Source organism: Bacillus sp. Bwzl_19, assembly GCF_054900515.1.
In genome coordinates this window covers 613,986-637,478 of record NZ_CM142729.1, presented here as the reverse complement: position 1 = coordinate 637,478, position 23,493 = coordinate 613,986, and the positions used below count along the sequence as shown (strand labels likewise).

Genomic DNA, 23,493 nt, shown 5'->3' with positions numbered 1-23,493 from the left:
CAATCAGAAAAAGCAAGAATAGTCTCCTTGCTTTTTCTGATGGTCTATTTTAATAGCTGTAATGTCCGGATACTCTTCCTTTGCTTAACGGATATCCGAGCGCTTTGAACGCTTTCGGGCTGACATCCAATACGGCATTCGGCAGACGGCCTACATCATTTTTATATACTGTGATAACCTTTTTCGGTTTTGCTTTAGCATAAGCTCTGATTTTCGTTCCGTTTCTCGGAACGTCAAATCCTAATTTTGTCGAGCAATCCCAATGTCCCAGTTTTTTACCGGAAGATCCTTTTTTACCGACTCCATTATACCATGTAATATTTCCGTTCACTTTTTTAGCACTTGCATCAGAAGAGTAACTGATCGCTCCCAGCGTACTTCCTGCTAAAATCAATAATGCTAAGAATAACTTCTTCAAGCTTTCGTCCCCCTGATTCTTTATTCTAGGCAAAATTATACACCAAGAAGACGATTATAATATTTCAATCACTTTACATGTTCATTACAACGCGACGGAGACACGCACACAATATTGACACAATTTCCAATTCTATATAATCCCATGGTAAATTATACTACAAAATTTAATTCATAAGCGTTATAATATCCCTAGAGTATTTCTGCATTCAATATGGACTTTTTATAAGGCCTATTGATAGTTGCGTAATATGATATATTTTGAGAAATCAGGCTTTAGGAAGCACTTTTTTTCCTTTTAAACCGTGGTTCATATTGATCATGTACCTATACTCGTTTCCATCAGACTAGGAGTGATAATCAATGAAAGCGGCAAGATGGCACAATCAAAAAGACATTCGAATCGAAAACATTGATGAACCTAAAGCAGAACCGGGAAAAGTCAAAATTAAAGTCAAATGGTGTGGGATTTGCGGAAGCGACCTTCACGAATATCTGGGAGGTCCGATCTTTATTCCGGTCGGCGAACCCCATCCGTTAACTAAAGAAACGGCGCCTGTCACAATGGGTCACGAATTCTCAGGAGAAGTCGTTGAAGTGGGCGAAGGCGTCAAAAATTACAGTGTCGGCGACCGTGTCGTCGTGGAACCGATTTTTGCCACACACGGACATCAGGGAGCCTATAACCTTGATGAACAAATGGGATTCTTAGGCTTAGCGGGAGGCGGCGGCGGATTTTCTGAATATGTGTCCGTTGACGAAGAATTGCTGTTTAAGCTTCCTGAAGAGCTTTCTTATGAACAGGGCGCGCTTGTTGAGCCGTCAGCGGTAGCGCTTTACGCCGTCCGTCAAAGCAAATTAAAAGCGGGCGACACGGCAGCCGTTTTTGGCTGCGGACCGATCGGGCTGCTTGTGATTGAAGCCCTGAAAGCAGCCGGCGCCACAGATATTTACGCGGTTGAACTTTCACCGGAACGTCAGGAAAAAGCGAAAGAACTCGGCGCTATCATCATCGATCCGTCAAAAACGGATGATGTCGTTGAAGAAATCGCAAAACGCACAAACGGCGGCGTTGATGTTTCTTATGAAGTGACAGGCGTCCCTGTCGTTCTCCGCCAGGCGATCCAGTCAACAAGCATTGCCGGTGAAACGGTTATCGTCAGCATCTGGGAAAAAGGAGCGGAAATCCATCCGAACGATATCGTCATCAAAGAACGTACCGTAAAAGGCATTATCGGATACCGTGACATCTTCCCTTCCGTTCTCGCACTGATGAAAGAGGGCTACTTCTCAGCAGATAAGCTCGTCACGAAAAAAATCGTGCTCGACGATCTGATTGAAGAAGGCTTCGGCGCTTTAATCAAAGAGAAAAACCAAGTAAAAATCTTAGTAAAACCGAATTAAACCGTTCAGCAAAATAAACAGACACATCCAAAAAGAGCCGTTCAGGCTCTTTTTTTCGTCCCTTCGTCTTTCCTTCCTTTTCCTTTTAAAAATGATCCGCTCTGCGCAAACTATTTTTCACCCTGTTCCGTCTATCCATAGGTAACAGCCTATGATACGTATTTTTAAAAAAGGAGCCCTTTAAAGCAATGAAGAACGAAACAGCCAAAGCGTCGCTTGTGACGTGCATAACTGAGCGCAAAGAAGACTTTTACCGCCTGGCATACAGTTATGTAAAGAACAAGGATGACGCGTTAGATATTGTTCAGGAATCAATTCAAAAAGCGCTGACATCAGTCGAATCCGTCAAAAACCCCGATGTGATAAAAAGCTGGTTTTATAAAATTTTAGTGCGTACGGCCATTGATTATCTCCGCAAACAGAAAAAACTTAAAGTGATGGACGATGAAACGATCGAGTTTTTAAGCCGCGGAAAGGAAGATCACTACAAAGACACGGACCTTCATGAAGCGCTTGACGACCTGCCGCATCAATATAAAACCATTATCATTCTGCGTTTCTTTGAAGACTTGAAATTAGAAGAGATCGCGGACATTACGGGGGAAAACATCAACACCGTCAAAACACGCCTTTACAGGGGGCTGAAGCTCATGCGCATTCAGCTGACGAAGGAGGATCTTTCTTAATGGAAAAAAGATTAGAACAATTAAGAGAAGAGTATAAAAGTGTGCCCATTCCTAAAGAACTGGACAGCATTGTCGAAAAAGCCCTTCAGCACAAACCGAAGAAAAAACGAATCGTGATGTGGCCGACATCCGCGGCAGTCGCTGCGGCCGTCTTATTTACCGCCGTAGTCAATATCAATCCGGATGCCGCACAAGCCATGTCTAAAATCCCCGTCATCGGGAAAGTCGTCCAAGCCATCACATTCGTGGAGATGAAAGAAGAAAAGAACCAATCAAGCATCGATGTGAAAACGCCTGCTCTGTCCGGCCTTTCCAATCATGAACTTGAAGACAGCATCAACCGGCATTATATGAAAGAAAGCAAAGAGCTCTACCGGGAATTTATGAAGGCGACCTCAAAAAGCAAAAAAGGCCACCTCAGCATCTACAGCGATTATGAAACCGTAACTGACACATCGGATCTGATCTCAGTCCGCCGTGATATCGAAAAAACCCAGGCTTCATCTTATACCCAAAGCCGATATATCACGATTGATAAAAAGAATGAGGCCGTGCTTACGTTAAAGAGCTTATTCAAAGATGACCGTTATATTAAAGTCATCAGCCAAAATATTAAAGAACAAATGAAAAAACAGATGAAAGAAGATCCGAATAAAATATATTGGGTCGAGGAAGATGATATGACGGAGCCTTTCAAATCCATTCATGCCGATCAGAATTTTTATATTACAGATCAGCACAAACTTTTCATCTCATTTGATGAATACGAAGTAGCACCCGGATATATGGGCGTTACAGAATTTAAAATACCGACCTCCGTCATCTCAAAGCTGCTTGTCGGAGACCGCTACATCAGATAAAGAAAGAAAAAAATCCATGATATCCGCAGATCATGGATTTTTTCTTTTTCCCCGGCAACAGCCGCTTGCACAGGGGAACCCTTTCATATAACAGACGCCGGACGAGGGCTGAAAAGTTTAAGAAAATCACAACATTTCATTCATTTTTTCTGAAACAAAATCCCCTTCCGAATGCGTCTATCTAACGGAACAAATGGAAGACTGTACAGAAATCTGCCATAACCATCCGCAAAACAGCGAGAATTTCCGCACACATTATTGGAGGAATACCATGTCAGACAAGTCACTGAATCATCGCTATATTCCCGGACTGGATGGACTTCGCGCCTTTGCCGTCCTCGCAGTTATCGCATATCACCTGAATTTTAATTGGGCCGACGGCGGTTTCATTGGTGTTGATATCTTTTTTGTTTTATCGGGGTATTTAATCACATCTATTATATTGCCTGCCCAAGGCAATGACATCACCCTTGATTTGCGTGATTTTTGGGTGCGCCGGATCAGACGGCTTCTGCCGGCGGCTTATCTCATGATTATCACGACAGTCATTTGGGTCGTATTATTTAATAGCGAGCTCCTGCATACCGTACGCGGAGATGCGGTCTCCTCACTTTTTTACATAAGCAACTGGTGGTTTATCTTTCATAAACTTTCTTATTTCGACAGCTTCGGCTCTCCTTCGCCATTAAAAAACCTTTGGTCGCTGGCGATTGAAGAACAGTTTTATATCATATGGCCTTTCCTGCTGCTTGCAGGAATGCACATATGTAAAACACGGGCCCGGCTTGCGGCAGCGGTCACATTCATCGCGTTATGCTCAGCAGTCGTGATGAGTATGATGTATGTCCCTGGCGGAGATCCGATCCGCGTTTATTACGGGACGGACACCCGATCATTTGAATTGCTTATCGGCTGCGCTTTAGCTTTAGTGTGGCCGATGAAACGATTATCTTCCAAACGGCTGCCGAGCAGCATGAAACACCTGCTTCACGGGACGGAGCTTGCCGCTTTTGCCGCGCTGTTGCTATGCGTCTTTTACACGGATGAATATGAACCCTTCCTGTACAAGGGCGGCATGCTTTTGATCAGCATCACCGCAGCGGTCCTTGTCGCATGTATATGCCATCCGAGCAGTTTTTTGGGACATGTCCTTTCATGGAAACCGCTTCGCTGGATCGGAACGAGATCATACGGAATCTATCTTTGGCATTATCCGGTTATCGTGCTGAGCACACCCGTGCAGGAAATCGGAAATCCGGTTTATTGGCACCGTCAGAATCGGCGCCACTTTCATTCTTGCCGAACTTTCTTATCATTTCATTGAGAAACCGATCCGCACTGCGGGCTTCAGGCCTTTTTTCCGCCGCGTGTTTTTGAACCGCTTTCTGGAATGGAAGACGTCCTCTGTCATCAGCAGAATGTCGCTCGGCCTCATTCTTGCCGCCATCCTCGTATTTGCGGGCGGGCTGTCAGGAATAGCCGAGGAGAAAAAACAGCCGCAATGGACATACGCGCAAAGCGGGCAGCAAGAAACAGCCGCCTCTTCACACAAAACGGCTGATCATGATAAACCGGCAAAAGAAGATGACAGCCAGAAAAAATACGGCGGCGAAAAAACAGACGCCGCATCAGACAAAAACAAGAAAGAATCAACAGGCAAATCAGATACGAAGAAAAACGAAGACAAAAAAGAGCAATCATCTCAAAAAACGGCTGATTCAAAACAAACACAGCCAAAAAAAGAAGTGCTGGCCATCGGTGACTCCGTGATGCTCGACATTGCGTCATACCTGCGACAGTCCCTCCCTCATGTCACCATCGACGGAAAGGTAGGAAGACAAGTCTCTCAAGCACTCCAGCTCACATCGGAATACGCGTCATTTAATCAGCCGAACAAAGCGGTCATCATCGAGTTAGGGACGAACGGCTATTTCACAAACAGCCAGATTGAATCACTGATCAGCTCCTTTTCAAAAGCTGATATCTATCTTGTCAATACGCGTGTGCCGCGGCAGTGGGAAAGCAAGGTAAACGAGTCATTGCGCCAGCAGGCCGAATCACGCAAGAATGTCACCCTTGTCGATTGGCATGCAAAAGCATTGCAGCACCCTGAATACTTTACACCCGACGGCGTACATCTCATCCCTGAGGGATCAAAAGCGCTGACATCCCTCATCGTCCAAACCATGAAATCATGACAAAAAAAGAGGCCTCAAAAGGCCTCTTTTTCGTATATCGTCAGGCAAGCTTCTGTCCGCAATTCGGGCAAAAATTCGCGCCTTCCGTTTTCGTTCCGCAGTTCGGACAGAATTTCGGCTTAGCCGCTCCTTCTGAGCCATTTGCCGGTGCCGTCCCCTGATTCTGCTGATTTTGACTTTGCTGCGGCTGGTTCTGCTGATTTTGATTCATTTGGTTCATCATTTGATTTGCCATATTCATTCCCATCATCATGCCGGCCATATCGGAGGCTGTGCCGCTTCCGCTCATTTTGCCGGATGACATTCCGTCAGTCATGGAAATCTGCTGATAGCGATTCACATCGCCCACCATGCCGTAAGAAGCGTTCTTCGTAATCATATCCTGAACTTCCTGCGGATAGTTAAAGCTCATGATATTGAAGCCCGTAATCGACATCCCGTCTCCGATCAGCTGCATATCAAGATCTTCTTGAATCCCTTTTCCGATTTCAAATGAATTCGACTGCAGATTGAACATGTCTTTTCCTTCTCTGGTGATCCATTTCATCAAAAGCTGATCGAGAATAGACGTAATCCGGATTTTAATGTCCTCTACTAAATAGCTGTCTTTGACACCCGCAATCTTATCAATCAATCCGATGTAGTCAATGACCTTGAAGTTAAATGTACCGTTTGCGCGGATCGGCATACCGCCCGGCATTCCCGCCGCCGGAATGTTGATGGCGTTTTTTGTGCCCCACTTCACGGTGAACTCCTTCGTATTCACAAACAGCACTTCCGCCCGCATGCCGCTGTTAAAGCCAAACTTAAACCCTTTTAACGTCGATAGAAACGGAATGATTTCTGACTCGATATCATAATCGCCGTCATCACGGAAGATCCCTTCAATCTTCCCGTTGTGTAAAAAGATGGCATCCTGTCCCGGCCGGATGATCAGACGGCTGCCTTTTTTAATTTCACGGTTGTTCCATTTATAGAAAACCATGTCGTCTCTGAATTCTTCCCATTCCACCACATTCGCTAACTGATTTCTGAAAAAACCCAAGTATGCTCAAATCCTTTACGTAAAATTTAAAAACTTCCTTTGCTTCCGCTGTAAGACGTGCCGCCCCTCGTGACTCCGCCGTCATTGTCATTATCTTTGTCAGGCTTTCTTTCTCTTGTAACGTCCGTCCGGATATATGTGTCGTGCTGGTCCAGCACTTCAGACGTATCGTGATCCATATACGTGCTGCCGGTGACGGTGACCCTGCCGCCGGAATTGTACACCATCACAGTGACGGCAATTCCGGCTGCGGCTGCGGCGATAATCAGCTGAAACCACCACGTGAGCAGCAGATTGTCAGACTTGTTCTCAGGGTTTTTCCCCATATCTTTGTAGGACATTTTAATATAAGTCTCAAACGCCTTTTCGTAATGGCCTGCGGAAATGTCTGACGAAATCGTATTCCTGATCGTATTCAGCCGGCTGCTGTTCAAATACGTCTCCGCCTTTTTGTATCCGGAGATAAATACTTCCCGATCTTTCATATCAATGGTCAATATCGCCGTGCTTCCGTGAAAATGACTGTCATAAAAATCACCGGCGTACTGCGCGATGTCCTTACCGCCCGTTCCGTTTGCGGTAAGAATAATAAAATCGGTATGGCGCTTTGCCCCCAGCTTCCCCGCCAATTCCTCGAGTTTCTTAGTTTCATCCTTCGTTAATAAGTGAGCATTGTCATAAACATATTGCTTCTGTTCAGCGGCAGACGCTGATGTATGTAAAGAAAAAGACAGCATCAGAAAAAGGACGAAGCAAAAGAGACACGCTTTTTTTATCGATACTTTCATCAAAAACCGCCCCCTATCATAAGTGAGACGAGTCTTAATGCTAAAAACGTGCCGGCTGTAATGCCGCCGAACCACGCGGCCACTTTTCCGGCGCTGATCGGCGGTTTGCCGACAACCTTGCCCGTCTGCCCGTTCATCGCAAAAATGTGCTCAGTCCGCTCATAATCATAGCTGACCATCCAGACCGGAAGAAGCACGTAAAAACTGCTGAGTTTATCCGTCTGAATCTTTTCATCTGTAATGTCAGCCGTCGTATAGCCGGAGAAGGTGGATCTGATATAAGAATCAATATAATGGCTGATTTTATCCTTCGCCCGCGGAAAGAGATCGTCATCGGTATAATTGTACTTTTCCGCTATATATCCCGCCAAATAGGCTGTATTAAACTCCTTCAGCTCACTGTAAGAATAAGGCTCCAGTTTGTCCATTAATTCATCATTCATTTTTTCTGAAGCGTCGACCGGAATTTTGAGATAATCAAGATTAATATCGCGGTACGCGTTGTAATACTCGGTCTCCGTCACCCGGTATTCTCCATCATCATAGTGATGCACTCTCGTACAAACGGCATTGACCTGAACCTTGCTGTTTAAGTCAAACATCCAAAACGGCACGTACATACCGGTTATGTTCTTCACCCGATCGGCATTCATAAATCCCTTAGGTGTCAGGCGGCCGTTTCTGCACCACTTTTTAAAAGCGCTCATGGCCTCTTCTTTGCTGATCGTAAAAGGAATCACCATGGAAGGCGCGAGATTTCCCGATAATCGATCGGCGAGAACGGCCGCACCTCCGCAAAACCCGCACATCGTTGCAGTCGTCTCCGCCTCAGTCATTAATACCGCGCCGCAGTTCTCACAGTGATACTCCTTCGCCTCATTTTCAGAAAATCTGGTCGTAATATACTCTTTAGGCAGGCTTTCTATTTGATCCTGCCGCCCGCAGCTGCGGCATGTCAGCTTGCCAGATGAACTGTCAAAGACCATATCATCGCCGCAGTTCGGGCATTTATAAGAAATGATCATTCTGTTTCTCTCACTTTCTCTTTATATCGGACAAAGCTCAGCCCGCTGTCTATTGATCTTTACTGAAAAGCATTTTCTGCTTGAGCGCCGCCAGTTCATCATCGACACTGCTTTGATTGCTGTCATATTTAGCCGTCAGCTCGTCAATATCGTCTTTCGGAGACGCATTCAGCTCCGCCATCGCATTGGCATGATCAAGCGCCCGGTTGACCTTGTCTTCCATTCTATCGAAAGCTGTCATCGATTGGCCCGCATTTGAAACAGAGGATCCCAGTTTGTTCATTTTCTCCTGTGTTTTTGCCACAGACCACTTCGCTTTAATGGCATTTCGCCGCGACTCAAGCTCCCCGATATCGGCAACAAGCTTGTCATGCATGCTGCGCATTTGAGACGCGTTGGAAGAAGCAAGCTGATAAGCCGTTTGCAGCTCAGTCAGCCTTGATTCAACGGCTGCTTTCCTTTCCAGAAATGTCCGCGCATCAGCTTCATTTCCGGCCTGTAAAGCTTTCATCGCGTAGCTTTCCATCTTTTCGGCCTCAGCCTGGCATTCCGTTAACGCTCTTTTCGCCCGCTGTTCCTCAGCCATGACAGAAGCCGTCTCCGCCTTCACTTTTCCTAAATCACTGTTCAGATTCCGCAAATATTGATCAACCATTTTTTCAGGGTTCTCAGCTTTATCCAGCAACGCATTAATATTGCTTGACATAATGTCTTTAAATCGTCCTAAAATACTCATTTTTCATTTTCCTCCCAAAATTAAATAGTAACAAGTTCACAGTTATATATACTGGTTTTTTTCAAAAAAGTTTCATTTTCTCATGAGTTTATGTATAAATATATAAAAAAAGTCTCATTCAGCCCATTTATGCCGGCGGATATTCTTTATAACCAAATACAATGAAAACAAAAAATAAATAAACAGCCCGATCATCAAACCGCTCACTAACGGATAATGCTTCGCAGAATACACAAAGAAATCCAGCTGCGATATCTGTTCGGGACTTGTGATCGTATCCGTATTATTCAGCAGCTTTGAAAATTTAGCCGTATAATTCCAATCAAACGAATCAGAAACAAGCTCACTCCCCTGATACCAATTCACAGCGGCGAGGCAGAAAAAACAAAAAACAGAAAACGCGCATTGCACGATAAGAAAAACATTTTTCATGTAAAGCATTCCTCCGCGGTTCAATTTCTTATGCCGTCACACTATACATGACGGCAGCAGCAGAAACTTGGTTTTACTTCGATTTTATAAAAACATTATTGTATGTACTTCACATTGGTTCAATTTACTGGATATCCCTATAAAGTATACCGTATATCAGAATGGGTTTCAGACCTAAATAAAAAGGATGCTTCCCGAAGTCCGATGAATTTCAAGAAACATCCCCGATATTTTACAGAGAGACTTCAACCTCTTTTAAGCTAGGCAAAGCATCGATCGCACCGATTTTAGTGCACACGAGCGCCCCTGCCTTATTGGCAAATGACACAATATCACGCAGCTTCGCAAAATCTTCAGCTGCCGTCTGAATTTCATCCGTGCGTGCCAGCTGATACAGCGCTGCGCCGACAAACGCGTCTCCCGCTCCCGTTGAGTCTATTGATGTCACCGGAATGCTCGGAATGATATCAAGATCCTTCCCATTTGAAAGAAGGGTCCCGCTTTTCCCGAGTGTCACCGCCACAATGCCGGCCCCGATCTCATGAAGGATTGCAACACCTTCTTTATGATCTTTCGCACCGCTGCTCAAGCTCCTCGTCACTGACTTTCACAAAATCACTTACAGCAATTGCTTTTTTGGCGGTGCTTATAAACTCTGAAACTATTCCCTTCCATAAATCCTCGCGGTAGTTAGGATCGAAGGAAACAAACTGTCCATTGTCTTTCGCAATCGACATCAGCCGTAAATAGGCCGTGCAAAACGGATCTGATAACAATGCCGTCGCTGAGCCGAAATGAAGGATTTTCGCATCGTTTACCTTTTCCAGATCAATATCCTCCAAAGTAAACAAAGCATCCGCTCCTCTGTTAAAAACAAAGTCGCGCTCCCCATTTTGTTTTAATGAAACAAACGCAAGCGTTGTAGGCGCTTTCTCATCCATGATGAGCATAGAAGTATCGACGTGTACGGCGTCTAAAGTCTGCTTCAGAAAGTACCCAAACGGATCCTTGCCTGTTTTTCCGCTGAAAGCCGCGTCTCCGCCCAGTTTCGCGATGGCCGCTGACACATTCGCCGGCGCACCGCCCGCACTTTTTAAGAAATTGCGTCCTTCCGTCAAATCAACATCATCGGTACAAAAGAAATCAATTAACAATTCTCCAATACAAATAACAGATTGGCTTCCCACATTATCACACTCATTTGTCAGTTCTCGATTATAGTTTCAGTATAGTGCTTTCTCTCATAAATACAACCGTTCACATAGAATATTTTAAATTTTACATATACTCATCTTGCAGCCCTTTGCTCCAGTTCAGACATCATCTGCTTATATTTTTTTTCAGTTAAAGGATAAAGAGAAATGAGAATAATAGACAGCAGAATGAACAATCCCGGAATGAGCGCATTCATATTTTTAATCGCATTCAATGACGATACCGTCTGATCGGTATTCGCGGCATACCCGGCGATTCCGAGATAAACGGCCGAAAATGACCCGGCTAACGCGACTCCGAGCTTATTGATAAAGCTCATGCTCGATATCACCACGCCATCAGCCCGGACTCCGGTTTTCCATTCCGCATAATCAACACAATCGGCAACCATTCCCCAAGCAAGGGTATTCAAAGGCGTCGTGAAAAATCCAGAAACGAAGAGCCAAAAGAAAATAAGCGGAATCGAAGAATACGATGTAAACTGAAGGCCCGCATAAGAAATAAGCGATAACGCCGCCGTAATCATCATGACTTGTTTTCTGCCCCGCTTCTCAGAAAAGAAAGGAATAAACAGATTGCTGATCAGCGCTGCCCCGAAAAACAACACGGTTCCTAAAAACACAAATTCCTTATGATTGACGTTATACGTAAAATAGTACACCATCGTGCTGAGTTTAATGTTAAACCCGATCGCAAACGCCAAAAATGAAGAAACCAAAATGAGCAAAGGCTTGTTTCGGAACAAAACAGATAATGTTTTTTTCATTCCTTGTTTTTTTCTTTTTTCAGGCTGAATCCGCTCCCGTACAGTAAAGAAACTGAACAAATTCAAAGCGATGCTCACCGCCGCATAGATAAGCGCCGTCATCTGGAATCCAAACGCCTGGTTTGTCCCGCCGATGGCGTCCGCAAGCGGTGTCGCACAGGAGATCGATAACAGAATTCCGATATAAACCAAAATCATCCGGGTCGTCGTCAGAACCGTCCGTTCCTCCACGGAATTCGTCATCCGCCCCGTTAAGCTGTTGACCGGAATCGTCTGCATGCTAAAGGACATCCCAAGCAGAATATAGGTGATGTACGCATAGACCATGTTCCCCGTCTCGCCGAAATGAGGGGTCGTAAAACATAAGAACGTAAATAACGCAAAAGGAAACGCCACCCACAGCAAATACGGCCTTGCCTTTCCCCATCTTGTATTCGTCTTGTCTAAAATCACGCCCATAATCGGATCAAAAATAGCGTCCAGCACTCTTACGATCAGAAACAAAGCTGCTATCACCGCAGGCTTAATGCCGCCGACGTCTGTATAGTAGAATAATAAGTATGCGTTTACAAATTGAAAGATAATATTGTACGACATATCGCCGAATCCATATCCGATCCGTTCAATCCAGGTCAGGCCGTGATGTTTCGTCTTTACTGCCGCTGCTTTTTCTGTTTCAATCATCATATCCCACCCCAAGAATCCGTTTTCATTTCCAGTAAACAAAAGGGAGAATGCAAAGATCCTCCCCATTCACTCAGCGATTTGGATACACCATCACTTTTAAGCATTCATTTTTAAATTGGAATGCCCGTTCCATCGCTTCTTGTGTCTGCTCCAGTGAATACTGATCCGTTACAAGATGCTTCGTGTCCACAATGCCGGAAGCGAGAAATTCAATTCCCTTCGGATACGTATTGGCATAACGGAAGATCCCGTATATATCAATCTCGTTATCTGCAATAAACGGCACATTGAGCGGGATTTCGTTCTGAGAAGGCAAACCGACAATCGCCAATTTTCCGCCCCGGCGCACGGAAGCCAGTGCGGATTGCAATGCCGCCGGATTCCCCGCTGTTTCCCAAGCAGCATCAACGCCTCTGCCATTTGTGATCGTTTTGATTTCTTCACCGGCATCCTGTTCCCGGATATTGATGACGTGCGTCGCTCCCATTCTCTTCGCGGCATCTAACCGCAGCGGCTCCAAGTCGGTCACAATGATTGTGCCTGCCCCGTATGCTTTCGCTGCCGCAACGGCCATTAACCCAACAGGGCCCATTCCCATGATCGCAATCGTTGTCCCGGGCTGAAGCTTCGTTCTCACGGCCGCATGAATGCCGACAGAAAACGGTTCAATCAAAGCCGCATCTTCATAGGAAAGAGAATCCGGAATCGAAAAAACAAAGTCCTGACGCATTTTGATATATTGGACAAATGCGCCGTCAACCGGCGGTGTCGCCAAAAACTGCACATCCGGACAAAGATTATAACGCCCTTCCTTGCACGCCTCACAGCGTCCGCACGTGACACCAGGTTCGACAGCGACACGGTCTCCCACCTTGAATTGATCGACAGACGATCCGACCGCGGCAATTTCTCCCGCGCATTCATGACCGAGGATAAATGGTTTTTCCACTATATAATTGCCTATTCTGCCATTTGTATAGTAATGCAGATCCGATCCGCAAATTCCGACAGCCATCACCTTTATCAGCACTTCATCATGATTGATGTCAGGGACGGGCAATGTTTCGATTTTGATTTCTCTCGTGTTATGCATAACTGCCGCTTTCATGTTTTGAGGCACTTTGTGAGTCATTTGGCAAATTCCTTTCTCTGCTCTGAAATGTAAGTGCATACATTTTTGTTTTCTCTGTTACTGCCACCATTTTAACTTCTTTTCAAGACGTTCAACAGCCTTTCCTGCTGTATAAAAGGACAGCCGCACTGTACTTTTTATTTTTTCATATACAAAAAACACTGAATTGATAAAATAGTACTAATAGGAGGTGCAGGCTAAATGGCTGAACTAGAAAACCGGATACAATTTGCAGAACTGCTGGCACCTGCTGTCAAATCGCTGAAACTTCATCCTGATTACAAAGTCAAAAGGACAAAAAACGTAAAAGCAGGACAGACTTATATAGACAAAATTGCACTCAGATTAGGCGTTTCCTCTAACACGATCAAAAGCTGGATCGGACAGATGGGCGCAAACTATATCCCCGGACGAATGGACGACGGAAAACTGTTCGGAATGATCTGGATCATTATAGAAAAGACTGACATGGGTCCTGAATGGCTGACCGGCCTTCTGGAAACCACCACCATTCCCGTCATCAAACCCGCATTGCCCGCTTGGACAGCGTCCTGTCTAAAAAAAGCAAAAATACTCCGGAAAGACGGATCATTCGGAGCGCCGAGTGATGAAGACGTTGAAAAGGCAGTGAAGCGGCTGTTTCACGACAGACCCGGCCTTGAAACGAATGCGCTTACAGAACAGCCTGTGACACATAACCTGCCGTCACGCCGGACGGGGAACTTTATCGGCCGCGGCTTTGACATGGAAGCGATCCGGCAATGGATGCTGTCTCCGTCACCGGTCTGTTTAATCACCGGCTGGGCCGGCATGGGAAAAACGACAATCGCCCTTGAAGCGGCCTATTCGTGTATCGGCGGTTCTTCAGATTGGACGGCATTTTGCAGCATCATCTGGATCAGTGCTGACTGGAAAGGATTGAGCTTCAGCGATTTTTTAAACACGATCGCCTATCACCTCGGACGCACCGAACAAATCGACAAATCAATCAACGAGAAACGGTTCGTCGTCCGCAATGCATTAGCCGCTCATTCAAACGAAAAACCCGTACTGCTGATTATTGACAGCATCGATATGGCGGAACGTGACATTCACGAATTTATCATCAGCCTTCCGCAAGGTGTAAAAGTCCTCCTTACGGCGCGGGAAAACGTAAAACAAACATACCGGGACGGCCTCGGAGAAATGGAGGCCATCCAGCTGAGCGGCCTTGAGCAAACGGATGCCCTTGAATTTTTTCAGCAAGAAGTGCACCGCTGTCTGAAAACATGCAACCTCCCGCATAAACGGGAGAAGCTGGAGCAGCTGTTGAAGCTATCGCCTGACCTTAAGAATGAATTCATCTCGGCAGCCGCCGGCAACCCGAAGGCCATGGCACTCAGTATCGCTTACATGTCGGACGACGACATCCCCGCTCCGCAGCTCATTCAAGAACTTAAACAAGCGGGCTACTCATTATTGGAATTGTTTGAGGTTCTCTTTGGCCGCACATGGGACAGATGTCATGAAGACACACGGAAACTATGGCAGACGCTTTGCTTTTTCGCTAAGCCCCCTGATGAGAAAAGTTTAGCGGCAGCGGCCGGATTAGACGCCCGCCGTTTTCATTTCGCTATTGAACAAATGCGGTCATATGCCCTGATTCAGCCGGAACGAAACGAAGGAAGAACACAGTACTCAGCGCATCAAACCGTTGTTGCTTACGGAGAACAGCACTTATCCGAACATCAGGAATTTGAAAAAGAAGCCCGCAGCCGCTGGGCGCATTATTATATTGATTATGCGGAAACCCATATAAAACGGGAACAGCCCAATTCTGTCTATTGGAGCTATCTGCTGGGACGGAATTTAGAGCAAATGAAAAAGGAATGGCCGAATATCCTAAAGGTCATCGAATGGTCAAGCGAAACCGGACAACATGAAACCCTGATCGAACTCATCACCCGTATCAGTCATTTTCTAAGCAGAATCAACCTGCCCCTGCGAATCGAATACGGATTAAAATCCGCCGATGCCGCCCGTCAATCAGGCGAACACACGCGGGAAGCTTACTTCAGGATCGACACGGCAGGCTGGGCGCTCATGGAAGTCAATGATTTAGACGGAGCTTTGCAGCAGGTAGAAACCGGCCTGAAGATTCTGGAACAATCAGGAGCGCCGGATCACGACGACTTGAAAGTATGGGGGCTCGCCCTGCAATCGAGGCTGCTGTTAAAAACCGGAGACCCGGAAAAAGCGGCAGCAATGCTGGACGACATAAAAGATCAGCCCGTCTCGCCCATTATCCGGCACAGGGTTCTTCTGGTCCGCGGCGACCTGAGTTTCGCCCATTCTCACTACGAAGAAGCCATCACATTATACGAAGCGGCAAACACAACCAGCGCCGCATACGGCGGCGAAAAAACGATAGAAGCCTATTTCAATTTGGGCATGGCTTACGTGAAGTGTAATCAGCTCGAAAAAGCGGAAAAAGCCTTTGAACAGATGCTCTATGACAAACATAACGCCAATCAAGTTGAGCTGATCTATTACTATTACGGAATGGCACAGCTGTTGTACCGTAAAGGAGAGAAACCGAAAGCGATCGAATCGAATCAGAAGGCGATTCGTCTGATTGATTCGTGGGAGCCTGGGATTGGGATTCGGGGTGAGGTGGAGCAAATGGACATTCTCATTTAAAAGACAACTACATTGCGGCTAGCGGTACGAGCTTTGAAAAACACTCATAACCTTGTTGTTTTTAAAGATAAAAAGGTATCTTTATCAGTACAGTAAATTGATTAAGATACCTTGATTGAAAAATTAATATTTCACAGAAAACAAATTTCTAAAGTTAAACTTTTTAACAAGAAGAGGTTAATACTTATACAGCCGTATTAATGCTGTACTGTAATATAATGTTTTAGTTCACCTGACCAATATCTTCCTCCCCACTCCTGTCCAACTTGCACATCATACTTACCTGCAGGAAGATTTTTCGTTGAAAAACTCACACGAAAATTACGTGAACCAATACTATGCAAAATATCTTTTCTGGCAATTACTTTACCTTTATTATTTAATATAATTACTGAAAAGCCATTATCTAAATCCCTAGCCAAAGTACCAGTAACCACAATGGAAGTAGCTCTTTTCGTATATGTATTAGCATCTGTTTTAAATTTGATTGTACCTTTCGAATCCATAGCAAATGCTTCTGACCCACCTGCGAAAATGATAACTCCCAAAAGTGCTGCTGTAAACAGTGTCATTACTAACTTTTTCATCTTTAAAATTCCCCTTTTCTTTTTAATATTTTAAATCCACAATTATAATAACATATCCCCCTAAAAAAAAGAGGTTTTTCCATATCCTTCTTCTGAGAAATGAATAAGTATGATAGAAATTTATTAATATTAATGCAAATTTGAGTTTCTTGTGAAATGAATCTTAAAATTTGAAGTATCATCTATAAAACCTTTGCCAAGGTGGCCAATAAACCCATATACTCGAATAAAAAATTACAAAGTGTTAAACAAATACACTTTTACAAAAAATTTTATTTTTTTCAATTCTAGTAGGCGGATGTGAGGAGAATTTGTTCGCGCGCATTTTATTTGCCTGCTCGAAATAACGAATCAGTTATTATTTTCATCTGCAGAATCGCGTTCTATTTTTTCATAGGATTTTTCCTGAAACTTTAAGTGTTTTTTCCAACCTCTTCTTTTCTTATGGTTTTCCCATACATGCAGGGTGATGACTTTTCAACGGATCTTTGATTTTGTGCAGTTCTAAAGCAGAGGGTATGATGAACACATTTAAGAATTGATCTATATCATCAAAGCCTTTTCAGTCAGTTATTGTGTATGTGAATTTTTGTATATCTTTTCGATTGTTTTCTTGTGCATTTACTCTTGTTGGACATTGGCTTTAAAATAAGTGAAGACACGTCCGGCTATTATGATTGATAGCCTGAAGTACAATTTTATCAAAAACACCTTGTAAGTCGGTTGTATTTTCATAAAGTTAGTGCATTTCTTCTAGTCTATAATGAGTGGTGCAGAATATTATATCGTTGATATTCAATCCAAGAAACCATATGTTACGCCCCTCCCACACAACTATTCCTAGAATTCCAAGCGCCCAATGGATATGGGTAGAAAACACAATGTGAATAACAGCATGATAAGTGACACTATCCCTAAATATCTCCTCATGTTTCCCCCTTTCTCTTTCCTTCCATACTATTAAATTTATTTTTATAATAGCTTATATCTTGAGAAAACAAGACTATTATAATACTCTTGATCTGCATTTAAAATTGGCTTAGTGTTATTATTTAATAAAGATCTGTGCAATGAAAACTCTTTCTGTCCGATATACCCTTAAGTATTCCTAATCAACATTATGCTGGTGAGTTCAAATATTTCTTCATTCAAACTCTAGTTCTTCTGCTCTTTTTCAAGATCCAAACAATTAATGCAATAAAAACGATGTTAATTATAAACGCAGAAATAACATAAGTTTCATCTGAAACGCCAATATACTTCCCTTTCGATTCTAAGAGATTCCTTACTTGCTTACTCCATAAAGAACCATTCAGCGAACTATCGTCTGCTCCAAATGTAATTTGTGCTGTTTCCTTATTGTTGCTTGTAATATTAACACCATAAAATACTGTATACCTATTGTTATAAAAGATAGGCATATAAGAATAGTCAGAAACTAAAGGCTTTACCTTTTTGGCAGGTAATGATACGTACAAAATCGCAGAATAATTACCTATCCCTGTTTCAAATTGCTCTGCTTTAATAAACTTCGTGTTTGAAGGTAGATCAATATTATAAAAATGCTCAAAAATTTGAATATCTTCTTCCGAAAAATCTGTTAATTGGTAGTAATGCGGATCAATAATACATTTATGAAAATACCATCCATTAAACAATAAAAAACAGGCACTTATTAAAATTACTAATACTGCCTTATATATAATCTTTAACTGTATCACAATGATATGCGCCCCCCTCATAATATGCATTATAACGCTTTTCCCAAAAGTAAATCAAAACAGCGATTTACTTTTGGGAAGAATTAATTATTCAGATTTTATTTTTTCTTTAAGGCAATCTGCAAATGCTTGTGCAATTGCTTGACCATCCTCTTGGGTATAATTATTAACACTAAAATGCTGTTTAAATTCCAAACAGACAGGATTGTTGGTGTTTAAATAGTACTCTGCATCCTTAGTAACTGCTTCAAATGAATTATTAAATCTGTTTTTGAAAAATTGAGAGTATCTTGTACTATAGCCGGTAGTATAGTATTCTTCAAATACCTTGTAAACTGGTTGTGAGGCAATCCCTGTTCTTGTATTCATAGCAAGGTTAACAGCGTCTACATCTCCTAATAAATCCGGAAGTCCAAATGTACCAATTTGACCTCCTATTAAATCTATTGCAGCATCATAAGTTGTTTTATAATTAGCATTATATTTGACAGTGTCTCCCCCTACTGTAATTAAATCACCTGCCCATCCTGCAAGATCTTGTATCATTCCTACAGAACTATGAATTATTGCATTAAAAGTGGCCATCATATGTGCGTCATCTAGTGTCAGTTTAGAAATTGGATCTATCAGGATTCTCTTTTCTTGTCCCTTCAATACATCATCAGCTATTTTAACAAAATCTGATTCAATAAAATCCGCTGTTAAAATCCACAATAAACCATCATATTCATCTTTTCTTAGATACTGGGCAACTAATTCATTTGCCTGTTGAGTAATATTCCCGACCGGATTAGGTTTATTTCCTTCCTTTTTAGTAACATAATCTACTGCTGTATTATATAAAACTTTTAATTGATTTAAGAACTTATTATTTGTCGTCGAAACATAATCGTTACTATTTTCTTTATTATAAACTATAGAATTAACGCCTTTATCCTTGCCCGATGAGATATTATTATCAATCTCTATTTTCCCAAGCCCATCCCCTATACTCCTTGTTTTAATTTGGTCAAATGCCCAATCGGTGGGAAGTGAATAGCCGCGGTTACCGCTAAATCCTGAAGACATATCACATACAAAACTACTGACTGAGTAACCTGCTGCGGCCACGCGGCTACAAACATTTCTCGCGCCATAAATACCAATTTGATAACCCCTATTGAGTTGGGCAAATGTCCTTTTAATTGCTTTAAAATAAGGGAGTATACGACTGGTAACCTCACCGTCAACAGCGTCGTAATCTACAGTAAAATAAATAATAGTATTTTCTTTAAAACCATATCCCTTAGCCGCACCAATAGCTGCTCTTGCATCGAATACCCCTTGAGTTTCTGTAAAATAAGAAGCTTCAGTTGATTTTCTCTCGTAAATTGGAAATACGCTAAGACCTGCAGCAAATATAGTCTCTAATTCAGGCAACGTCATCTGATGCGATCCAGTAAGGTATCTCCCAACCGTTTTATACCCGTTGGATTTCAAAGTTGCTGCTCTGGCAGCATTAATTGGTGTCGCACAATCACAAGCTGTTCCTTTCCTATCTTCGTCACCTTTGCTTACTAAAAGAGATGCCCAGGTCTGCATTCCAGCCACTCCATCGGCAGGTAATGCTGAAAACCTTTGAAAATCAATAAGTGCTGTTCTCATATTTTCATCGAAGATACCATCAAATCTTCCTGGATTACGATTATTACAGTACAAAGCATATTGTAAGAGCTTTACAAAATTAGCTTTTGTGCTACCCATTGAGATTGTCGGGCATTTTGATTTTGTAGCAGGTCCAAATGTTCCAGTTGGTTCTGCTATTCCTTCTTCGACCTGGAGTGCGTAAATTAAAGCCTCATTAGTTTGTCGGGAGTATCTACCGTCACATGGATTAAGGCCAGTGACCTTATAATATTTCCGATTCAGCTCTTGTTGAATATTACGAATTTTGGCATCTCCTACATTTACAAAAGCGTCCATATTTAATAGCGCTTTAAAGATTATAGGAGTTGCAATTCCATCTTGATTAGACAACCCTGCATCAGTTTGAAATTTTTTTATAGCAGCCTTTGTACCATCACCATAGGTTCCTGTAAAACCAGTTGGATTATATCCCTTGCAATACAATGCACCTTGAAGAATCATAATTTGATTTCTTGTTTTTTCATTCGAAGAATCAGATTTAGTTGATAATGTAGGACATTTTGCCATAGTAGCCGGTCCAAATGTTCCAGTAGTTGACGTAATTCCTTCTTCAATTTGTAATCCTGTAATCAAAGCCTCAATCACAGGCCACCCTGTTTTTCCATTTTCATCAATTTTTACATAACCTGGCCTGTTTAAGTAAACAAGATTTACCCATTGTTGAACTTTTTTTACCATTTCATCCATTTTTCCCACTCCTTATTTTTTGTTAGTATGGTACTTTCATTTAAAGGTGGCAAACGTATGACAAATTAAGAGTATCTACTCTTACTTCAAAAGATGTAAAGAATAAAACCTATGAACACAAATCCTTCTACAAGATTTGTAACAAAGTCATATACCTTGATGCAATTGAATAAATTATTCTAATTTATTCGTAATTTGAGATTAATGATAGAAATAAAAAAAGGCCTCTCACAAATTCATTGAACTTGTGAGAAGCCTCGAACATTCATAAATAGATCAAAGGGGCATCAAAATGACGTCCGTTGCCGACAAACCCTTGTAAATCAAGGGTTTTTTGTCGGTTTTACATCATTCCGCCCATAGATCAATCTCTTTCAAGAACATACATTCCTATTCATTTGAGCAATTCGATATTTGTTTTTTCGCTCGATTGCCCTCATATCTCTCATTGATATTCATATTTGAATTTATAAATCGTGACCAATTGTGTGACCAAAATTGAACCCTTTTTTATTGTGATGCAATTAAGCGGGATGGTAAAAATTATATTTTTTTAAGTCCTCCGTAAACTGCTCCATTTGCTCCGGCTCCAATGTAAGCTTCCACCGTTTTGGAATTTATAATAACTCCAAGCCATTTGAAGCCGACAACAGACTCTACATAAATCCGGGAGTAAACTTCTCTATATGCATATCCCCCATAACTCGCGTCTCTTTCAGCACCTAATTTTCGTACTGATATGTCGAGGCCCGAACCACCGAAATGTTTGTTATAATCTCCGTCCTTTTGTGCAACAGAGACTTTTTTTCCGTTATATTCAAATCGGCCTTCAGCCCATAATGTAAACAATTTTGCTCCATTAGTACCGTAACCGATTCCAGTAGTTCTTTCTGTTCTTGTACTAAGTTTTGCACTTGCTTGATCGTCGGAATCTTTAGGTGCAGAGACAGTTTTTCTCTCAATAATTTGAATATCTCCAATATCGCCCACGAAGACTTTCACAGTGCTGTTTTCATTTTTAAACGTGAAGACTTTTCCTAATGATTCTGTTTTATCTTGTTCAAAAATAAAATCGTTAATATTCAATGCCTTCCCTTTATATTTATCCAGTTGGGATTTCATTTCAGGAAAAACATTATTTGTTGATAAGTTGGGATTGTTAAATGCACTTGGTGTAGGATGATTTTTGTAGTGTTTGGAAATTGTTTTTTCAATTTTTTCTAAAGAAGAGTCTTTTGGCAGAAATTCTATGCTGTCTTGTAATAATGGCACAGCATTTTCAACGTAATTTTTAATCTGTTCTTTGTCCCTCTGAGAGTCTTTTGGTTCGACCGCACTTGCCGTCCCTCCGTAAATACTGGTAACAAGCGAAATACTAAGTAAAAAGAATAGAATCTTTTTCATTTTATTACCTCCGTTTATATTCACCCCGCTTGTTATACATTTCTATACATTTTTACTTTTCCCTTCCAATTATTTTTCGGGAATAATGATAAATCAGATAAATAACTAAAAGTATCAATAGTGCAAGTGCAATTATATAGATCGGGAGAGCCAAAAACGAAGCATAATTTGCTACTAAAACCAAGCCAAGCACAGTAAGTGCCATTAAGCTTATAAACCTCAGTAAAATCATATCTAATCCTCCCTTTATGATTTATCCTCATTTTAACAAAAAACAACCCCGACCAAAGGGCTGTTTTTTGTGATTTGTGAACATCTACATATTAATATTCAGTTTAATGCAAAATATCCTCCAGTTTCGCTTTTGTCTTCGGCCCATAAATCCCGTCAGCAGGAAGACCATACATAGATTGGAATCGTTTGACCGCGTTTGCTGTTTTCGCGCCATATGCGCTGTCGATTCCGAAATTCTTTGCGCTCTTATCCGGGTAGTAATGAAGAGCCGCCAGCGCCGTTTGAATCTGTTTTACGGCCTCCCCTCGGGTCAACGGGCTTGTGACTTTAAAAATACCCGCTGGCAGGCGGAAAGATGATTTTTTGCTGCTGGATGGTGAGCCGGCCGAATCCGTCAGCTTTATTACCTGTCCGACTTTGATTAGATTTGGATTCTTGATGCCGTTCAAGCTTTGCAGGGTTTTCATGCTTACTCCTGTTTTCTCTGCAATTACAGAAAGGACATCGCCTTTCTTGACGGTGTACGTCGCCCCGCTGGTCTTTGAATCTGTTTTTTGTGGTTTGGATGCTTTTTCACCCCCAAGACGTTCTAATTCTGCAGCAATGGCCGCTTTCACTTGATCCCAGCGCCCCTCAGAAAGAATAAGATGCGGACAGTATTTTCCGTTCCAGTCCTGATGCTTTCTGATTTTGTCAACGCCCCATCCGCGTTCTTTAAGAAGTTGCGCCACAAACTTGATAGCTTGCGCCTCTGCTGCTCGGTACCGCGCGCCACCTGACTTACTGTAGCAGATTTCTACCGCGATAGACTTACGGTTCCCGGTTCCGTTTGTGCCGTCGCCAGAGTGCCAAGCGTTCCGATCCAGGGGAATTCCCTGAATTACCTCTATATCATCGACGGCAAAATGATAGCTTGTCGATTCGCTGTTACCGGTCATATAACTGATTTCATTGGCGGCTGATGCATCGTTTGCCGTGTTATGAATAGTAATATACTCTGGCGTCATTGGGTTCGGGCATTTCAGGGCGTATTTTTCACTTGGAACTAATCTTTTTTTGACTGCAATTGTCATGAAAAATCTCTCCTATTCTGTTTTGAAATAT

Annotated in this window: 17 protein-coding genes and 2 pseudogenes; 5 read left to right on the top strand and 14 right to left on the bottom strand. The window is 42.6% G+C overall.

All coding sequences use genetic code 11. The annotated features are described in order from the left end of the window. Nucleotides 1-49: 49 nt before the first annotated feature. On the bottom strand, nt 50-418 hold the full coding sequence (locus ACW5MY_RS03445) for an RlpA-like double-psi beta-barrel domain-containing protein (protein WP_289394197.1): 369 nt from the start codon (nt 416-418) through the stop codon (nt 50-52). A 362-nt stretch (nt 419-780) separates the two neighbouring features. Between ACW5MY_RS03445 and ACW5MY_RS03440 the strand changes: the two genes are divergently transcribed. The 4 genes and pseudogenes from ACW5MY_RS03440 to ACW5MY_RS03425 all read left to right on the top strand — a co-directional run bounded on the left by ACW5MY_RS03440 (nt 781) and on the right by ACW5MY_RS03425 (nt 5,565). Then, entirely contained in the window at nt 781-1,821 is a 1,041-nt protein-coding gene (locus ACW5MY_RS03440) for a 2,3-butanediol dehydrogenase (RefSeq protein ID WP_013351258.1), read from the top strand. A 188-nt stretch (nt 1,822-2,009) separates the two neighbouring features. Then, nucleotides 2,010-2,507, top strand: coding sequence for an RNA polymerase sigma factor (locus tag ACW5MY_RS03435; protein WP_013351257.1), 498 nt, complete (start codon nt 2,010-2,012; stop codon nt 2,505-2,507). Beyond that, entirely contained in the window at nt 2,507-3,367 is an 861-nt protein-coding gene (gene rsiV / locus ACW5MY_RS03430) for an anti-sigma-V factor RsiV (protein ID WP_013351256.1), read from the top strand. Before ACW5MY_RS03435 ends, rsiV begins: the two co-directional genes overlap by 1 nt. Before the next feature lie 271 nt (nt 3,368-3,638). Further along, nucleotides 3,639-5,565, top strand: a pseudogene (locus ACW5MY_RS03425) (acyltransferase family protein). A gap of 40 nt (nt 5,566-5,605) precedes the next feature. Here ACW5MY_RS03425 and ACW5MY_RS03420 read toward each other — a convergent pair. From ACW5MY_RS03420 to gutB, 8 genes and pseudogenes are all read right to left on the bottom strand, one after another. Beyond that, entirely contained in the window at nt 5,606-6,610 is a 1,005-nt protein-coding gene (locus tag ACW5MY_RS03420; RefSeq protein WP_013351254.1) for an SPFH domain-containing protein, read from the bottom strand. Nucleotides 6,611-6,636: 26 nt separating this feature from the next. Beyond that, on the bottom strand, nt 6,637-7,398 hold the full coding sequence (locus ACW5MY_RS03415; RefSeq protein ID WP_013351253.1) for a TPM domain-containing protein: 762 nt from the start codon (nt 7,396-7,398) through the stop codon (nt 6,637-6,639). Next, entirely contained in the window at nt 7,398-8,423 is a 1,026-nt protein-coding gene (locus tag ACW5MY_RS03410) for a TFIIB-type zinc ribbon-containing protein (protein ID WP_013351252.1), read from the bottom strand. Before ACW5MY_RS03410 ends, ACW5MY_RS03415 begins: the two co-directional genes overlap by 1 nt. A 49-nt stretch (nt 8,424-8,472) precedes the next feature. Continuing rightward, complete coding sequence (locus ACW5MY_RS03405; protein WP_013351251.1) at nt 8,473-9,159, bottom strand: PspA/IM30 family protein; 687 nt, start codon at nt 9,157-9,159, stop codon at nt 8,473-8,475. A gap of 114 nt (nt 9,160-9,273) precedes the next feature. Beyond that, on the bottom strand, nt 9,274-9,591 hold the full coding sequence (locus tag ACW5MY_RS03400; protein WP_013351250.1) for a DUF4306 domain-containing protein: 318 nt from the start codon (nt 9,589-9,591) through the stop codon (nt 9,274-9,276). A 232-nt stretch (nt 9,592-9,823) separates the two neighbouring features. Next, nucleotides 9,824-10,778 (bottom strand): annotated as a pseudogene (locus tag ACW5MY_RS03395) (carbohydrate kinase family protein). 101 nt (nt 10,779-10,879) lie between these two features. After that, a complete protein-coding gene (locus ACW5MY_RS03390) occupies nt 10,880-12,256 on the bottom strand; it encodes an MFS transporter (RefSeq protein WP_044051885.1) in 1,377 nt (458 codons plus the stop codon). A 73-nt stretch (nt 12,257-12,329) separates the two neighbouring features. Next, nucleotides 12,330-13,391 (bottom strand): sorbitol dehydrogenase, encoded by a 1,062-nt coding sequence (gutB, locus tag ACW5MY_RS03385; RefSeq protein WP_061573927.1) that lies wholly within the window; start codon nt 13,389-13,391, stop codon nt 12,330-12,332. A gap of 201 nt (nt 13,392-13,592) precedes the next feature. Between gutB and ACW5MY_RS03380 the strand changes: the two genes are divergently transcribed. Further along, nucleotides 13,593-16,070, top strand: coding sequence for a tetratricopeptide repeat protein (locus ACW5MY_RS03380; protein WP_013351246.1), 2,478 nt, complete (start codon nt 13,593-13,595; stop codon nt 16,068-16,070). A 197-nt stretch (nt 16,071-16,267) separates the two neighbouring features. Here ACW5MY_RS03380 and ACW5MY_RS03375 read toward each other — a convergent pair whose 3' ends face one another. The 5 genes from ACW5MY_RS03375 to ACW5MY_RS03355 all read right to left on the bottom strand — a co-directional run bounded on the left by ACW5MY_RS03375 (nt 16,268) and on the right by ACW5MY_RS03355 (nt 23,462). Beyond that, nucleotides 16,268-16,657 (bottom strand): hypothetical protein, encoded by a 390-nt coding sequence (locus tag ACW5MY_RS03375; protein ID WP_013351245.1) that lies wholly within the window; start codon nt 16,655-16,657, stop codon nt 16,268-16,270. 1,148 nt (nt 16,658-17,805) lie between these two features. After that, a complete protein-coding gene (locus tag ACW5MY_RS03370; RefSeq protein ID WP_014469835.1) occupies nt 17,806-18,408 on the bottom strand; it encodes a hypothetical protein in 603 nt (200 codons plus the stop codon). A gap of 57 nt (nt 18,409-18,465) precedes the next feature. After that, complete coding sequence (locus tag ACW5MY_RS03365; RefSeq protein ID WP_462061664.1) at nt 18,466-20,751, bottom strand: glycoside hydrolase domain-containing protein; 2,286 nt, start codon at nt 20,749-20,751, stop codon at nt 18,466-18,468. Between the two features lie 543 nt (nt 20,752-21,294). Continuing rightward, complete coding sequence (locus tag ACW5MY_RS03360) at nt 21,295-22,155, bottom strand: hypothetical protein (protein ID WP_013351243.1); 861 nt, start codon at nt 22,153-22,155, stop codon at nt 21,295-21,297. Nucleotides 22,156-22,490: 335 nt separating this feature from the next. Beyond that, the gene (locus tag ACW5MY_RS03355; RefSeq protein ID WP_013351242.1) at nt 22,491-23,462 is read right to left on the bottom strand and encodes an N-acetylmuramoyl-L-alanine amidase; all 972 of its coding nucleotides are present in this window, start codon (nt 23,460-23,462) and stop codon (nt 22,491-22,493) included. Nucleotides 23,463-23,493 lie beyond the last annotated feature (31 nt).

Bases quoted from the DNA above. Each gene is read 5' to 3' on its own strand.
- ACW5MY_RS03360 (WP_013351243.1), bottom strand. From the start codon at position 22,155: ATGAAAAAGATTCTATTCTTTTTACTTAGTATTTCGCTTGTTACCAGT.
- ACW5MY_RS03435 (WP_013351257.1), top strand. From the start codon at position 2,010: ATGAAGAACGAAACAGCCAAAGCGTCGCTTGTGACGTGCATAACTGAG.
- ACW5MY_RS03440 (WP_013351258.1), top strand. From the start codon at position 781: ATGAAAGCGGCAAGATGGCACAATCAAAAAGACATTCGAATCGAAAAC.
- ACW5MY_RS03365 (WP_462061664.1), bottom strand. From the start codon at position 20,751: ATGGATGAAATGGTAAAAAAAGTTCAACAATGGGTAAATCTTGTTTAC.
- ACW5MY_RS03380 (WP_013351246.1), top strand. From the start codon at position 13,593: ATGGCTGAACTAGAAAACCGGATACAATTTGCAGAACTGCTGGCACCT.
- gutB (WP_061573927.1), bottom strand. From the start codon at position 13,391: ATGACTCACAAAGTGCCTCAAAACATGAAAGCGGCAGTTATGCATAAC.
- ACW5MY_RS03410 (WP_013351252.1), bottom strand. From the start codon at position 8,423: ATGATCATTTCTTATAAATGCCCGAACTGCGGCGATGATATGGTCTTT.
- ACW5MY_RS03375 (WP_013351245.1), bottom strand. From the start codon at position 16,657: ATGAAAAAGTTAGTAATGACACTGTTTACAGCAGCACTTTTGGGAGTT.
- ACW5MY_RS03400 (WP_013351250.1), bottom strand. From the start codon at position 9,591: ATGAAAAATGTTTTTCTTATCGTGCAATGCGCGTTTTCTGTTTTTTGT.
- ACW5MY_RS03415 (WP_013351253.1), bottom strand. From the start codon at position 7,398: ATGAAAGTATCGATAAAAAAAGCGTGTCTCTTTTGCTTCGTCCTTTTT.
- ACW5MY_RS03405 (WP_013351251.1), bottom strand. From the start codon at position 9,159: ATGAGTATTTTAGGACGATTTAAAGACATTATGTCAAGCAATATTAAT.
- ACW5MY_RS03355 (WP_013351242.1), bottom strand. From the start codon at position 23,462: ATGACAATTGCAGTCAAAAAAAGATTAGTTCCAAGTGAAAAATACGCC.
- rsiV (WP_013351256.1), top strand. From the start codon at position 2,507: ATGGAAAAAAGATTAGAACAATTAAGAGAAGAGTATAAAAGTGTGCCC.
- ACW5MY_RS03370 (WP_014469835.1), bottom strand. From the start codon at position 18,408: ATGCATATTATGAGGGGGGCGCATATCATTGTGATACAGTTAAAGATT.
- ACW5MY_RS03390 (WP_044051885.1), bottom strand. From the start codon at position 12,256: ATGATTGAAACAGAAAAAGCAGCGGCAGTAAAGACGAAACATCACGGC.